The sequence below is a fragment of the Streptomyces gottesmaniae genome (assembly GCF_031845845.1).
In the GTDB taxonomy this organism is placed as follows: Bacteria; Actinomycetota; Actinomycetes; order Streptomycetales; family Streptomycetaceae; genus Streptomyces; species Streptomyces akebiae.
Genome location: NZ_JAVRFJ010000001.1, coordinates 307382 through 321725 on the forward strand (window position 1 = coordinate 307382; position 14344 = coordinate 321725).

The 14344-nt window shown below is 74.0% G+C and carries 12 protein-coding genes; 6 read left to right on the forward strand and 6 right to left on the reverse strand.

What is annotated here, in order from left to right; genetic code table 11:
* Nucleotides 1-11 precede the first annotated feature (11 nt).
* Complete coding sequence (locus tag RM704_RS01260) at nt 12-527, reverse strand: hypothetical protein (protein ID WP_033528780.1); 516 nt, start codon at nt 525-527, stop codon at nt 12-14.
* Between the two features lie 96 nt (nt 528-623).
* Here RM704_RS01260 and RM704_RS01265 point away from each other — a divergent pair, with 96 nt between their 5' ends.
* Together RM704_RS01265 and RM704_RS01270 are read left to right on the forward strand one after the other, a co-directional pair.
* Nucleotides 624-2648, forward strand: coding sequence for a LodA/GoxA family CTQ-dependent oxidase (locus RM704_RS01265; protein ID WP_033528781.1), 2025 nt, complete (start codon nt 624-626; stop codon nt 2646-2648).
* Nucleotides 2649-2725: 77 nt separating this feature from the next.
* Nucleotides 2726-3880 carry an NAD(P)/FAD-dependent oxidoreductase gene (locus tag RM704_RS01270; protein ID WP_033528782.1) on the forward strand — a complete coding sequence of 385 codons (1155 nt, stop codon included), beginning with the start codon at nt 2726-2728 and terminating at the stop codon, nt 3878-3880.
* Between the two features lie 23 nt (nt 3881-3903).
* Here the strand turns inward: RM704_RS01270 and RM704_RS01275 are convergent, their stop codons facing one another.
* The 4 genes from RM704_RS01275 to RM704_RS01290 form a co-directional block, all read right to left on the reverse strand.
* Complete coding sequence (locus tag RM704_RS01275) at nt 3904-5457, reverse strand: FAD-dependent oxidoreductase (RefSeq protein WP_078937225.1); 1554 nt, start codon at nt 5455-5457, stop codon at nt 3904-3906.
* Nucleotides 5454-6182, reverse strand: coding sequence for a class I SAM-dependent methyltransferase (locus RM704_RS01280; protein ID WP_033528784.1), 729 nt, complete (start codon nt 6180-6182; stop codon nt 5454-5456). Before RM704_RS01280 ends, RM704_RS01275 begins: the two co-directional genes overlap by 4 nt.
* Before the next feature lie 70 nt (nt 6183-6252).
* Nucleotides 6253-7506, reverse strand: a complete 1254-nt coding sequence (locus tag RM704_RS01285; RefSeq protein ID WP_311588787.1) for a lycopene cyclase family protein — start codon at nt 7504-7506, stop codon at nt 6253-6255.
* A 260-nt stretch (nt 7507-7766) separates the two neighbouring features.
* A complete protein-coding gene (locus tag RM704_RS01290; RefSeq protein ID WP_033528785.1) occupies nt 7767-8393 on the reverse strand; it encodes an RNA polymerase sigma factor in 627 nt (208 codons plus the stop codon).
* Nucleotides 8394-8704: 311 nt separating this feature from the next.
* Here RM704_RS01290 and RM704_RS01295 point away from each other — a divergent pair, with 311 nt between their 5' ends.
* The 4 genes from RM704_RS01295 to RM704_RS01310 are packed head-to-tail and all read left to right on the forward strand — an operon-like array spanning nt 8705 to nt 13585.
* The gene (locus RM704_RS01295; RefSeq protein ID WP_033528786.1) at nt 8705-9967 is read left to right on the forward strand and encodes a polyprenyl synthetase family protein; all 1263 of its coding nucleotides are present in this window, start codon (nt 8705-8707) and stop codon (nt 9965-9967) included.
* Complete coding sequence (crtI, locus tag RM704_RS01300; protein ID WP_033528787.1) at nt 9964-11508, forward strand: phytoene desaturase family protein; 1545 nt, start codon at nt 9964-9966, stop codon at nt 11506-11508. The genes RM704_RS01295 and crtI overlap by 4 nt, the downstream gene beginning before the upstream one ends.
* Nucleotides 11505-12584: a phytoene/squalene synthase family protein gene (locus RM704_RS01305; protein ID WP_078937226.1), complete on the forward strand. Its 1080-nt coding sequence runs from the start codon at nt 11505-11507 to the stop codon at nt 12582-12584. The genes crtI and RM704_RS01305 overlap by 4 nt, the downstream gene beginning before the upstream one ends.
* Nucleotides 12581-13585 (forward strand): Rieske (2Fe-2S) protein, encoded by a 1005-nt coding sequence (locus RM704_RS01310; protein WP_033528788.1) that lies wholly within the window; start codon nt 12581-12583, stop codon nt 13583-13585. The genes RM704_RS01305 and RM704_RS01310 overlap by 4 nt, the downstream gene beginning before the upstream one ends.
* A gap of 55 nt (nt 13586-13640) precedes the next feature.
* Here the strand turns inward: RM704_RS01310 and RM704_RS01315 are convergent, their stop codons facing one another.
* Complete coding sequence (locus tag RM704_RS01315; protein WP_033528789.1) at nt 13641-14288, reverse strand: class I SAM-dependent methyltransferase; 648 nt, start codon at nt 14286-14288, stop codon at nt 13641-13643.
* Nucleotides 14289-14344 lie beyond the last annotated feature (56 nt).

Sequence of the window (14344 nt, forward strand, 5' to 3'; positions counted from 1 at the left end):
GATCCGCCCTCTCAGACGCCGGGTCGCGGTGGTTCGCCGCCGGATTCCGCACCGGATTCCGCACCGGATTCGGCAGCGGTACCGGCAGTGGGATCCGACGCCGACGTCTCGCCCGTCGCCGGCATGGGGCCCGTCGGCGGCGTGGTGAAGCCGAGATTGGCCAGGGTCTTGGCGGTCGCGGGCGCGTTCTCGACGAGGTTCATCGTGGTGTCGACCACGTCGTGCGCGTCGGTGGCCATGCGTGACACCAGCGACTGGACCTCAGTGGTCTTGAGTTCGGTGAACATCTCCGCGGCCATCGCGATGAGGTCGTGCACGTCCTTGCGGACGCGGCTGCTCAGCATCTGGAACTCGTTGGGGTCGACCTTCTTCGTCGCCGCGTACTTCTTCTGCATGGCCGTGGCACGGCCCGAACCGTCGGTCAGCTCCTGCTGCAGGATCGTGGCCGCCTGCTTGACCACCTGGGAGACCGCGCGGGAGAGCTGAAGGCGCTCCGCGTCGACCCGATTGAGGTGCTCGTCGGACATTGGATCTCCTCATGTAGAGAAATGCACGGTTTGTAGAGATATGTGAGCGTAGTGGAAAGTGTCGGCGAGCCCGCGGAGCACAACGAAAGGTTCTCGATGGACGGTCACATCGTGCGGGTGAGGATCCACCCGGCAATCGGCGTCGCGCGGGTCGGCAACAGCGTCGAGGCGCCCTTCGTCGGCCCGGAGTCACCGGACCAGAAGCCCGCGGACCCCGGCTCCTTCAAGGACGCCGCGGGGGCGATCCGGAGGCAGGCCGCGCGTTTCCGGGTGTACGGCCACAACGCCGCGGGCGAGGTAGTGCGGGAACTGAAGCCGGGCGAGGCGGGAGTGTCCGAGATCCGGTGGACGGTGCACCTGGCCAACAAGAAGGCCGCCTGGTACCAGTTCCACGTGCCGCTCGACATTCCCGAGGGCGAGACACTCGCCCCCGAACAGTACGGCCGGCGCAACGCCGGCGTCGTGGGCGCCGACCGGAAGAAGCTGGTCAACGACCCCGGGAGCCGCACCGTCCGCGGCTCCCTGACGGAGACGCAGAAGTTCGAGACCGGCAAGATCATGGGAAAGGCCGTGTACCTCGGGGAGATCTCCACCCGCGCGGACGGCCGCTTGCTGGTGCTCGGCGGCAGGGGGCACTCCGCCTCGTACGCGAACGCTCCGATCACCGGAGTCGCCAACAACGACACCTGGTACGACGACGTGTCCGACGGCCCGGTGACGGCGAAGGTCCTCATCGACGACAGGGAACTGACGGCCACTCCGGCCTGGGTCGTGGTGGGGCCTCCGCACTACGCCCCGGGGGTGCGGTCCATCCGCACCCTCTACGACCTGCTCTTCGACGTCTTCGTCAAGGCCGGTTCACTGGCCCGCCCGCAGCAGATCTCGTACACCGATCACATCGAACCGCTGCTGCGCCGCTTCTGTGATCTGCAGTGGGTCAACCAGGGCTTCGCCACCCAGTTCGGCTGGAACGGTCCGAACCACTTTCTCTCTCCCGCGCTGCGCGCAAGACTCGCCGATCCGTCCCAACGGAACAGGGAACTGCGCCGGCAGACGTACGTGGCCCTGCGCGACTGGGACCGCGACGGCGTCTCCCCGCTGCCGTGGCCGTGGCTCTACGGCGACGCCATGGCCAGTAGGCCCAGGTCCGTGCGTCAGCACATCACGCTGTCCCCGACCCAGGACTGGATGCTGCGACGCTGGGCGGACGGCGCGTTCCAGCCCGGGCCGCTGCGGCAGCCCCGGCCCACGCTCGACGACGCCCCCGTCGCCGAGCAGCCGGGGCTGCTGGACCGGGCGGCCCTGGAGAACTGTGCCGCCGACGCCTTCCACCCCGGGTGCGAGGTCACCTGGCCGATCAGGTCCCCGACCATGTTCACCGCGCCCTTCCGCATCCGGCACCGCGCCCCGGGCACCACGGAACCCGACTTCGGACCCACCCTGACCCCGCAGGAGGCCGCCGCCGTGGGCGGCCCGCTGTACGCGCAGGGGCCGGGAGACCTCACCCGCTGGATGGCCGCCCCCTGGCAGGCGGACACCGCGAGCTGCCGTTCCGGCTATGAGGTGCTGGCCAACCTCGGGCCGCGCTACAGCCCGTACCTGCCGACCTTCTGGCCCGCCCAGGTGCCCAACCACGTGCTCAAGCTGGCGGACTTCGAGACGGTGAACACCCCGCCGAGCGGCGGCGACGACAGCGCCAGGGAGGAGGCGTTCGAGCGCCGGGCGACCTGGCTGCGCGGCTTGACCGGCACCATGAACGAGCAGCGCACCCAGATGATCACGGACTGGTCGAAGCTCGGCGTCGTCGAGGTGCGTGACTACACCGTGGGCGACGGGAAGTTCCCCGAACGGATCCAGGTGGAGTCCCGTCCCGGCTCACCGCTCGACCAGGCGTCGGACACGGCGAACCTCGTCAACCTGCACGTGCCCGAGGCGGGGCCGCCCACGCTGGCCGCCGCGGCGGGCGGCGTCCGGCCCGAGGACAGCACGGCCCTCATGGCGGACGAGGCCGCGTACGTGGCGCGGGCGGTCAGCGAGGCCGCGCGGGCGACGGGCTACCGCGAGGAGGAGATCGCCGCCGGGTACCTGGAAAGACTCGACCCCTTCCACGAGGCGCAGTGAGGTCCGTGCCTGCGGCTGTGCCTGTGCCTCTGCGGGGGCCTGCGCCCGCGCCCGCATGCGATCCCGCTTTCGGAACGGTGCCTTTCGATGTGGTGGTGGCGGGCGGCGGCCCGGCCGGGTGTGCCGCGGCGCTCACCCTCGCCCGGGCCGGCCGTAGGGTCCTGCTGGCGGACGCCGGCACCGGTCCGCCGAAGGTGGGTGAGACGCTCGTGCCCGCCGGACGGGTGGTGCTGGGCGATCTCGGCGTCACCGACCGCGTCCTCGGACCGGGGCATCTGCACTGCTACGGCACCCTGTCGGCGTGGGGCTCGGCCGACCTGCGCGCCACGGACTTCGTCAACGACCCGCACGGGCACGGCTGGCACCTCGACCGGCAACTGTTCGACCGACGGCTGCGTGACGCCTCCCGCGCGGCCGGGGCCGAGGTCGCCGAGGACACGGCCGTACGCGGAACCGCACGGTGCCCGGACGGCAGGTGGACCGTGACCTTGCGCTGCGGCACGAGCGGTGCCGGTAGCGGCGTAGACGTAGGCGTAGGCGGTGAGCGTACGGTGCGCTGCCGTTGGTTGATCGACGCCACCGGTCGTGCCGCCGCGATCGCCGTCCGGTGCGGGGCGCGGCGGCGGGTCCGGGATCGGCTCACCGCCCTCCTGGCTCCGCTAGCGGCGGACCCCCGGGACACCGAGCGCTGTTCGCTCGTCGAGTCCGACGAGGACGGCTGGTGGTACACCGCCCCGCAGCCCGTCGGCGGGCGCCTGGTCGCCTACTTCACCGACACCGACCTGCCCGCCGCCCCTCACGCCGCGCACCACTTCCGGGAACGGATGCTGGCCACCCGGCACGTGTCCCGGCGGGTCCTGCTGCAGGGCGCTCCGTCTGCGCCGTTCGACGCGCCTCGCCGGGCCGCCGCGCACACCGCGCACCTGGACCGGGTGTACGGAGACGGCTGGACCGCCGCCGGTGACGCGGCCCTCTGCTTCGACCCGCTGTCCTCCCAGGGCGTCCTGACCGCCCTGTACACCGGGCTGAGCGCGGGCCGCGCCGTCGACGCCCACCTGAGCCGCACGGGGCGCGGCGACGACTCGGCCCTCGCCGACTACGCGCACCAGGTCGCGGCCGCGCGGACCGCGTACGTGCGCGGCCACCGCTCCGTCCACGCCCAGGAGACCCGCTGGAGCCACCACGCCTTCTGGGCGCGCCGCCTGACCGATCTCCCTGACTCTCCTCAGTGATCGCCCCGGCGCCCACGACGGACTCAGCCGAGCCGGGCGAGGCGGCGCAGCAGGGGGCCGCGGGCGCCGTCGGGGACGGTCCACAGGGTCTGGCCCCTGACCCCCCACCGCTCCAGCAGCGCGTTGGCGGCGAGGAATCCGCTCGTGGCCGCCCGCTCCATGAGGGCGACCGGGAGGCCGGTGCGGACCAGATCCCCTGCCACCACCAGAGCGGGGTCGCAGGTGCGGACCGTGGGCCGGGCGTCGTACCCGCCGACCGGGAACAGCGGGCAGTCGGCCCGCCATTCGTGCCGTTCGTCCAGTACCGTCGCCGCCCTCGTCTCCGGGTACACCCGGTGCAACTGCTCCAGCAGACGCTTCTGTTCGACGTCGTGGGGCGCGCGGTCGGACAGGGCGTAGGCGTGCAGTTCGACGACGGATCCGCCGGTGCGGGCCGCCCAGCGCGCGGCCTCGCCCTCCCAGCGGTCGAGCACGCTGACGTTGTCGAGCGGCCCGTAGCCGGCCGTGCCCAGGAAGCCGGGACGGTCGGCGGCGACGGGGCGGTCCAGCCACAGACGGGAGACCAGGAAGGGGGGCGCGCTCCGCAGTCCTGCCACCCGTTCGCGCCACGCCGCGTCCGCCAGCCGTGGGGAGCCCTGGACGAGGCGGCGCAGGCCGACCGTGTCGAGGGCCAGGACGACCGCGTCGTACCGTCGTTCCTCCTGACCGGCGACGACGAGGAAGCCGCCGTCGGGCGTGGGCTCGACCGCCTCGACCGGGGTCCCGGTGCGCAGGTCGGCCCCGTGGCCGCGCAGATAGGCGGCGAGGGGGTCCCACAGGGCGGTGGGGAAGGGCTCGTCGGGGACGTCGAACAGGAGTCCCTCGGCCGAGCCGAGGAAGTAGATGTGGAACATGAGGACCATCTCGGCCGCGGACAGTTCGCGTGGATCGGCGAAGAAACTGCGGGAGAACACCTCGAACGCGAGATGCTGCGCGGCCTCGGGGAAACGGATCGCGTCGAGGAAGTCGTGGGCGCTGACACCGTCGAGACGGGTGTGGACCTCGGGGACCCGCACGTCCAGAAGGGGCAGCGCGGCGACCGGGTTCATACGGAAGAGGTCCCGGAGCCCGAACGAGGGGCTCAGGGCGACGAATCCCAGCGCGCTCCACGGCGGGGTGCGCGGGACGTACCGGAAGCCGTCGTGGAGACCGTCGGCGTGTCGCAGGGGGTAGTCGGGCAGTCCCCGCAGGCGGGTCAGGGCGGGGTCGGTCCGCCGCAGCAGCCCGCGCAGGTTGTAGTACTGGCGGAAGAACGCATGGAAGCCGCGGCTCATCGTGACGGTGGTCCCGTCGGACAGGACGGTCGGCCAGCCGGCCAGACGTCCGCCGAGGGTCGCCTCCCGTTCGTGCAGGGTGACCCGCACGCCGCGTTCCGCGAGGGCTGTCGCGGCCGCCAGGCCGGCGATACCGCCGCCGACGACAGCGGTCGTCGGCGGCCGGTCGCCCATGCAGCGCGGAGCGCCCGGTACCGCGTTCAGTCTGCGGACCCGCCGGTCCCTGCCGGGCCTCAGCGGGTCGGTGCCCCGGCGGACCCTCATCGGCCGTCCCCGGCCGTGGCCGGTCGGCGGGCGACGATCGTGTGCGTGATGCCGGTCTGCCATCCGGGCAGGGGGAGTACCCGCACCGCTTCGAAGCCCTGGGAGCGGGCCCGCGCGGCGAAGTCGTCCGCCGTGTCGAACTCCACCACGCTGCGCCACAGATGGCGGTAGAGACCGCCGTCGCCGAGGACGGTGGCGACGGGCAGGACCAGGCCACGGCACACGCCCGTCCACACGGCGCGGTGAACGGCCCGGCCGCTGAGGGTGTACTCGTGCACCGCCAGGCGGCCCCCGGGAGCCAGGACGTCGCGCACCGTCGACAGGACGCGGTCGGGATCGGTGACGTTCCGGAAGAGATAGGCGGCGAACACCGCGTCGAAAGGCCCCTCCACCCCTGCCTGCGCCAGCCGCTCGGCGGGCGCGTGCACGAAGCTCACCCCCTCGCGCCAGGGTTTGCGGGCCGCACGCTCCAGCATGCCGGCGGAGGCGTCCACCGCGGTGATCGCCGCCTCGGGGAGCACGGCGGCGAGCGCGGCGGTGGACGCGCCGGTCCCGCAGCCGAGGTCGAGGACGCGCAGGCCGGCCCCCCGCCGGGGCAGACGGAGGCGGCGCGCCGAGCGGCGCAACTGGCCGTGATAGCCGGGGTTGGCGGACACCAGCGTGTCGTAGCTGCGCGAGGCGTGGTCGAACGCGGCGGACAGGTCCTCGTCGCGGAGCAGCGTCATGAGATCTCCTCGGTTCGGTGCACGGAAGGTCGCGGCCCTCGGTCCGGGGCACGGAAAATCGCCGTGCCGGTCAGGGGCGGCCGGGGTCGCGGTCCTGGAACGGTCCGCCGGCGAAAGGCTGTTCGGCGGAGAAGGGCTGTTCGGCCCATCCGCGGGGCAGCCAGGACAGCTCCACCGCGGAGCGGAGCATCGGGAGCACGGGCGTGCGCAGGCCGAGGGCGAGATCCTCGTGCAGTCGGGTCCCCCCGTCCAGGAACCGCAGCAGGCGTTCCGCCGGAACCCGAGAGAAGAGCCGGGTGAAGAAGGCGGCGCCGTCGACCCGTCCGCTGTCCAGGGCTCTCAGCAGTACGGCGTCCATCGCGCGCGAGCGGGCCGAGTGGGCGGGGGGAGGGACGGGGTTCCGGCCCGCGCGCAGCGCGGCGGCGATCGCTCGTGTCTGCCGCTGGATCGCGGAGAACGTATAACCGGTGGACGGCCGGGTGGCGCCTCCGGCCGTACCGATGCGGAACACCGAGGGCCCCGATCGGCGGTCGAAGCGCGCGTCGGTCATGGGGATCACGCCGCTCTCCGTCGCGACGACCTCGAAGCCGCGCAGACCCAGCACGTCCTCGCTGTAGCGGCGCAGCGCGGTGTCGTAGGTGGCACGGGGCAGGACGGCACCGGAGAACTCGGTGTACTCCACCAGCGCCCGGTCGCTGCCGGTGGGCAGGACATAGCCGAAGGCGAGTCCGCCGGGCGGCTGCGGCACCCGGAAGTCCATGAACTCCACCGTGTCGCTGTCGAACACCGGTCGCCGGGTGCGGACGAACCAGCCGTGGAAGTGCTGCAACAGGGTGGTGCGGGCGGCGGGCAGGCTCCCGAGGGGCCGGGAGTCGAAGACCCAGCGGGCGCGGACGGTCAGGGCGGAGCCGTCGCCGGAACGGGCGCGGACCTCGGCTCCGTCGGCGACGCCGTCCACCGTCTCGACGGCCGCTTCCAGACGGTGGACGGCGTCGCCGCGGGCCAGTTCGCGCGCGACCAGGTCCTCGAAGTCGTCCGAGCGGAGCATCTTGTAGGTCAGGGGCGCGATGTCCCTCTGAAGGATCCGGCCATCGGGCGTGCGCACCCGCAGCCGCCGCCAGGCGGCGCTGAGGGCGGCGTCGTACGGGCCGGTTCCCTTCTCCCAGAAGCACCAGGTGCGGCTCGGGGGACGCAGCGGGCCGGGTGGCGCGTCCACCAGGACCACCGACATACGGGGGGCGCCGGGGGCGCGTCGCGACAGCCGGTGGGCGAGGGACAGGCCGGCCGCTCCCGCGCCCACGATGACCACGTCGGCTTCCAGCACCTGCGGCTCCCTCCTCGTTGTCCCGTGTTTCAGCGGCGCTCACCGGCGTCCACCGCGTTCACCGGCGCTTCTTCGCATATGTGCGCGTGCCTCAGCGCCGACCGGGTCGGGCGCGGCGGTCGGCCCTCCGTCAGTTTTCCGTCTCGTGGGCGGCCTGGGTGGCAGGCTCGACCGAGGGGGAGCGGTTTCCGCGCCGACCGTAGGGCGCCGCGCGTCGCGCCCTGTCGAGCTAGCGCCTCGATCGCGCATCGATTCGCGCGTCACGCCGAGCGGTCCAGGATGCCTTCCTGGCGCAGACGATGGCTCAGGCGTCGCAGTCCGCGCCGCGCGTGGCTCTTGACGGTCCCCAGCGGCCAGCCGGTGACCTCGGCGATCTGTGTCTGCGTCAGGTCGTCGTAGAAGGCGAGCGTGAGCACCAGGCGCTGCGGTGCCGGGATCCGGGTGAACTCGCGGCCGATCAGGACCCGGTCGAGCACGGCGTCGGGCAGCGCGTCCGGGTGCACGGGCGCCTCGGTCAGGTGCGCTCCGGCCGTCGCCACGAGTTCGGCCTGCCGCGTCCGTGCCGCCAGGGCATCGGCGATCTTGCGTCGGGTGATGCCGACGAGCCAGGCACTCAGGGGGCCGCGCTCCGGGGCGTATCCGGCCCGGCCGCGCCACGCGGCGAGGAACACCGACTGCCTGACGTCCTCCGCCTCCCGGGCGTCGCCGAGGGAGCGCCGGGCCAGGGTGAGCACGAGTGGGCCCCAACGGTGGTAGACGGCGGTCAGGCAGCCCTCGTCCCCGGCGACGAAACCGGCAGCCAGGTCCTCGCAGGCAGCAGGGTCCTCCGCCGGGGCCCGAGACGGGACACCGTCGTGGGTGTGCCTGGTGGCCTGCTGTGCGGTCATGGGCGTCTGCTCCTTGTGCGGGCTGAGGTCCGTCGCGCCCCACGGGGGTGACGGGCGTGCTGCCCGGGGGTGCCCGTCCCCTCCGAGCCGGGCCGCTGCGACTCCTCCACCCTGCGAGGGCCGACCCGAGCGGGACAACTCGCATCGCCTGTGCAGCGCTTTGCGTCGTATCGCGCCGCGCCGTCGCACGCGCGGCGGCCCGTGGCGCGAAACGGCCGTGCCTTTTCACTCTTCCGGCGCATCCGTGCGCGCCTCTGCCACGGAAGGCGTTGAAGCAGACACCGCTGTTGCCGGCGACGGAAGGAACCCTGATGGGCCCCAGCGACGCGAAGGATCACCCTGCGGCAGCGTCACCGCCCGGATCCCCTGAGGAGGACCCTTCCCACGCCCCGGCGGACGCGTGCGACCCGCACGCCGTCGACAGCGACGTCCCCGGGGCCGTGCGACGCGTGCTGGAGGGCCTGCTGGCGGAGCGCACCGAACGGGCCGCCGCGCTCGACCCGGTCTTCGCGGCGGATCTGGCCGAGCGCGTCGCACGTTTCGCCCTGGACGGAGGCAAGCTCATGCGGCCGCGCTTCGTCTGGTGGGCCCTGCGCGCGTGCGGGGGAGGAGCCGCCGAGGCGGAGTCCGCCCTGCGCATCGGCGCCGCACTCGAACTGATCCAGACCTGCGCGCTGGTCCACGACGACGTCATGGACGGCTCCCGGCTGCGCCGCGGCCGACTCGCCCTGCACGCCGACGTCGCCGCGCAGTACGCCGACGTCACGGAGCCGAGCCACGGGGCGCGCTTCGGAGAGGCCGCGGCGATCCTCGCGGGCGATCTGGCCCTGGCCTGGGCGGACGACATCGTCGCGGCCACCAGGGCGACACCGTCCGCCGACCACACCGTCCGCGAGCTGTGGAGCACCATGCGCACCGAGATGGTGGCCGGGCAGTACCTGGACATCCAGGGCCAGGCCACCTCCTCCAGGTCCCTGGCCCGCGCGATCCGCGCCGCCTGTCTGAAGAGCGCCCTGTACTCCGTGGAGCGCCCCCTGGCCCTCGGGGCGGCGCTGGCGGGCGCGGACGCCGCGCGGACCCGGGCCCTGTGCTCGGCGGGCCGGTGCGTCGGCATCGCCTTCCAGCTCCGGGACGACCTCGGCGACGTCTTCGGCGGTCCCCGGCACGTCGGCAAACCCACCGGGGGCGACATCCGGGCCGGCAAGCCCACCTACCTGGTCGCCGTGGCGCAGGCCCGGGCCGAGGCGGCCGACGACCGGGGCGCCCTCTCCCTGCTGCGGCACTCCCTCGGCCGGGCCGATCTGTCGGAGCCCCGTCTCGCCGAGGTCCGCGACGTCCTGGTCCGCACCGGCGCGCGTGACATCGTCGAGGCGAAGATCGACCGTCTGGTCGCCCAGGGCCTGCGTCATCTGGAGTCCGCCCCGCTGGAGGCGGAGGGCCGACGGCGTCTGCGGGAACTGCTGCACACCACGGCCGGCAACCCGCCACCGCCTCCGTCCTCCGCCCCTCACGGCCCCCTGGACGGCGTGCCGGTCTCCCTCCTGCTGGGCGCCGTCGAGGGGGCCGCCCGATGACCAGGACCGTTCCCGGACGCACGGACCACGTCGTGGTCGTCGGTGCCGGACTCTCCGGCCTGGCGGCCACCCTGCACCTGCTCGGAGCGGGCCGCCGGGTCACGCTCGTCGAGCGCGACGCGCTGCCCGGCGGCCGCGCCGGACGCCTGGAGCGCGGCGGCTACCGCATCGACACCGGCCCCACCGTGCTGACCATGCCCGAGATCGCCGACGAGGCCTTCGCCGCGGTCGGCGGGACCCTGCGCGACCGGGTCGACCTCATCCCCCTCCACCCGGCCTACCGGGCCCTTTTCGCGGACGGCAGCAGCATCGACGTCCACACCGACGCCGACGCGATGGAGGCGGAGGTCGAACGCTTCGCGGGCGCCGAGGAGGCGGCAGGTTACCGGCGGCTGCGCGGCTGGCTGGAGCGGCTGTACCGGGCACAGATGGGTCGCTTCATCGACACCAACTTCGACTCCCCGTTCCAACTCCTCACCCCGGACCTCGCGCGGCTCGCCGCGCTCGGCGGCTTCGGACGGCTGGACGCGGGGATCGGCCGTCATCTGCGCGACGAACGCCTGCGCCGGGTCTTCTCCTTCCAGGCGCTGTACGCGGGCGTCCCGCCGGCGCGGGCCCTCGCCGCCTACGCCGTGATCGCCTACATGGACACCGTGGCCGGGGTGTACTTCCCCCGCGGCGGGATGCACGCCCTGCCCCGGGCCATGGCGGACGCCGCCGCCGAGGCGGGCGCGGACCTGAGGTTCGGGCGGGACGTCGTCCGGCTGGAACGCTCCGGTGACCGCGTCACCGCCGTGGTCACCGCGCACGAGCGCATCCCGTGCGACGCCGTCGTCCTCACTCCCGACCTGCCCGTCGCCTACGCCCTGCTCGGTCGACCGCCCCGCCGTCCGCTGCGGATCAGGCACGCCCCGTCGGCCGTCGTCCTGCACGCCGGCACCGACCGGACCTGGCCCGAACTCGCCCACCACACCCTGTCCTTCGGCACCGCATGGCGACGCACCTTCGACGAACTCACCCGCACCGGCACTCTGATGAGCGACCCGTCCCTGCTGATCACCCGCCCCACCGCCACCGACCCGACGCTCGCCCCGCCGGGCCACCACCTGCACTACATCCTCGCGCCCTGCCCCAACACCGACATCGGACCCGACGCCGCCGCGTGGGGCGACCTGGCCCCCCGCTACCGCGACAGCGTCCTGCGGGAGCTGGAACGGCGCGGATTCGACGGCCTCGCCGACGCCGTCGACGAGCAGGCGCTGGTCACCCCGGCCGACTGGCACGCCCAGGGGCACGCTGCGGGCACCCCCTTCTCGGCCGCCCACACCTTCGCGCAGACCGGCCCGTTCCGGCCGCGCAACCTCGTACGCGGCACCGCCAACGCCGTACTCGCCGGCTGCGGCACCACCCCGGGCGTCGGCGTGCCGACCGTCCTGCTGTCCGGCAAGCTCGCCGCCGCCCGGATCACCGGACGGCACGCCACCCCCGTCCCCAGGCGCCGGCGCACCGCGTCGGCCGCACCGGAAGGAACCCCCTCATGACCGCCCGCGAACTCGACGCGGCGGGCATCACCGAGCCGGTGCTGCGCGACGCCTACACGCGCTGCCGCCGCCTCAACGCCCGGCACGGCAGGACCTACTTCCTCGCCACCCGGCTGCTGCCCGTGGAACGCCGCCCCGCCGTGCACGCGCTCTACGGCTTCGCCCGCTGGGCCGACGACATCGTCGACTCCCTGGACACCGACGCGCCGGCGCAGCGCCGCGCGGCGGACCTCGCACTCCTCCACGAGCGCCTGGAGCGCGGACTGCGGGACGCCCACGCCGGCGGCGAGGGCCGGGGCGACGACGTCGAGCCGGTCGTCCTCGCGCTCGCCGACACGGCCCGTCGGTACGCCATCGACCACCGGCACTTCAGCGATTTCATGGCGTCCATGCGCAGCGACCTGGAGGTCACCGACTACCCGACCTACGACGACCTGCGCGCCTACATGCACGGTTCCGCCGCCGTGATCGGGCTGCAGATGCTGCCGATCCTCGGCACGGTGGTCCCGCGCGAGGAGGCCGCCCCGCACGCCGCCGCCCTCGGGCTGGCCTTCCAACTGACCAACTTCCTGCGGGACGTCGGCGAGGACCTGGACCGGGGCCGCCTCTACCTGCCCGCCGACCTGCTGAGCGCCCACGGCGTGCACCGGGAGCTGCTGTCGTGGAGCCGCCGCACCGGCCACCGCGACCGGCGGATCACCGAGGCACTGCGGGCCTTCGAGGACCTCACCCGTGGCGTCTACCGCGAGGCCGCCCCGGGCCTCGCCATGCTCGACCCCGTCTCACGCCCCTGCATCCGCACCGCGTTCGTGCTGTACGGCGGCATCCTGGACGCCGTCGCCCGCGACGGGTACGCGGTGCTGCACCGCCGTGCCGTGGTCCCCAGGCGCCGGCGCGCCGCGGTGGCCGTCGACGGGCTCGTGCGCCTGACGGCGGCACGGACGGCCGCACGGACCGGGGCGCGCGCCGGGGCACGGCGGACGGTACCGCCGGCGCCGGCCGCCCCGCCCGCCGCCGGACACGAGCCGACCGCCGTCACCGTCTCGCCCAACCCGCTCCACGAGGAGGTCGCGTGAGCCCCCGACGTCCCGCCCGCCGCCGGCGGTATCCCCTCTCCCTGCACCGCGACCCGGTGCCCTGGGAACGACAGCGGCCCACGTGGCGCGAGGCCCGTCCGGCCGTGATCGCCGAGGCCCTCAAGCGGGCGCAGGCACGCCCGTCGGGCAACTGGTACGTCGTCGGCGCGACCCGGGACCTCCGGGACGACCGCCCGCTGGCCCGGACGATCGCCGGCCGGGAGGTCGTCGTATGGCGCGACGCGGACGGCCGACTTGTCGCCGGACCCGGCATCTGCCCCCATCTGGGCGCGCCGCTGAAGGACAGCCCGGTGCGCTGCGGCACCCTCATCTGCCACTGGCACGGACTCGCCCTGTCCGGCAGCCCGTTCGCGGGGTGGGAGCCGCTGCCCGCCCATGACGACGGAGTGCTGGTGTGGGTGCGTCTGGACGACGTGGGCGGCGAGTCGCCCCTGGAGGCGCCGGTGGTGCCGGTGCGGCCTGCCCGTGCGGCGTCGCTGTCGGCGGTCTACGTCGGTGTCGGCGTCTGCGAGCCGGAGGACGTGGTCGCCAACCGGCTCGATCCCTGGCACGGCGCATGGTTCCACCCGTACTCCTTCGTCGACCTGACCGTCGTCGACGCGCCCGCCGGAGCGGACGACGGGTTCACGGTCGACGTGTCGTTCAGGCTCGCCGGGCGGCTCGTCGTGCCGGTGCGGGCGGTGTTCACCGCGCCCGAGCCGCGCACGGTCGTCATGCGCATCACCGAGGGCGAGGGCGAGGGTTCGGTGGTGGAGACCCATGCGACCCCGCTCGCTCCCGACGACCGGGGTCGGCCCCGCACAGCCATGGTGGAGGCCGTCGTGGCCGCCTCGGACCGGCCCGGTTTCGTCCTGGCCCGTAGGGCGGCGCCGCTCCTGCGACCGCTCGTGCGGGCCGCCGCGGGCCGCCTGTGGCGCGACGACCTCGCCTACGCGGAGCGGCGCTGGCACCTGCGCTCCACGGGCCGCTTTCCCGGGTGACCCGGCTCGGGGGCCGCGTGCGGCCCGGACTCGCCCGAGGGGCGGGTCCCGTCCGTCAGCCGCCGGTTCCGTCGCGACGGCAGTACAGGAAGAGATGGGGCTCGGGCCCGGCGCCCGGATGGTCCGGGGTGAAGACGGTGCTGTGCCGGGACAGGACCGTCAGCCCCGCCGCCTCCACCATGTCGATGACGCCCTCCTCGGCGAAGCTGGTCGCGCGGACCGGCCGGCCCATGAAGACCACCTCGACGTCCTCCACGTCCGCGGGCACCGTGGCCAGCACCAGATGCCCACCCGGCCTGAGGGCGAGTCCGAGGCGCCGCATCACCGCAGCCTGCTCGGCACGGGTCATCTGCAGCAGCGAGAAGAACACGCACACGCCGTCGAACGCGTCGGCGTCGAGAGGCAGATCGCGGATGTCCACGCGACGGAACTCGGCCTCGGGGACCTGGCGGGCGGCGAGTTCGACCATGACGGGGGAGACGTCGACGCCCAGCACCCGGTGGCCCGCCCCGATCAGCGCGGCCGCCGTCGGCCGCCCGGTGCCGCTGCCCACGTCCAACGTCCGCGCGGCCGGCGGCAGCCGCTCGACCAGCCACTCCAGGGCGGACAGATGGGCGGGGGCACGGGCGAACGCCTTCTCGTAGGCGGGGCCCAGCGCGTCGAACAGCACGGCGGCGGGCGGCCGTCGGTCCCCATGGCTCACGTCGACGTCCCTTCGCCTCAACGACCCGTATCGTCGCACCCACCGCACACAGCCAC

What these genes read in the sequence shown, in the direction of transcription:
- RM704_RS01275 (WP_078937225.1), bottom strand. Translation starts at nt 5,457, where the DNA reads ATGAGGGTCCGCCGGGGCACCGACCCGCTGAGGCCCGGCAGGGACCGG.
- RM704_RS01280 (WP_033528784.1), bottom strand. Translation starts at nt 6,182, where the DNA reads ATGACGCTGCTCCGCGACGAGGACCTGTCCGCCGCGTTCGACCACGCC.
- RM704_RS01305 (WP_078937226.1), top strand. Translation starts at nt 11,505, where the DNA reads ATGACCGCCCGCGAACTCGACGCGGCGGGCATCACCGAGCCGGTGCTG.
- RM704_RS01295 (WP_033528786.1), top strand. Translation starts at nt 8,705, where the DNA reads ATGGGCCCCAGCGACGCGAAGGATCACCCTGCGGCAGCGTCACCGCCC.
- RM704_RS01265 (WP_033528781.1), top strand. Translation starts at nt 624, where the DNA reads ATGGACGGTCACATCGTGCGGGTGAGGATCCACCCGGCAATCGGCGTC.
- crtI (WP_033528787.1), top strand. Translation starts at nt 9,964, where the DNA reads ATGACCAGGACCGTTCCCGGACGCACGGACCACGTCGTGGTCGTCGGT.
- RM704_RS01260 (WP_033528780.1), bottom strand. Translation starts at nt 527, where the DNA reads ATGTCCGACGAGCACCTCAATCGGGTCGACGCGGAGCGCCTTCAGCTC.
- RM704_RS01290 (WP_033528785.1), bottom strand. Translation starts at nt 8,393, where the DNA reads ATGACCGCACAGCAGGCCACCAGGCACACCCACGACGGTGTCCCGTCT.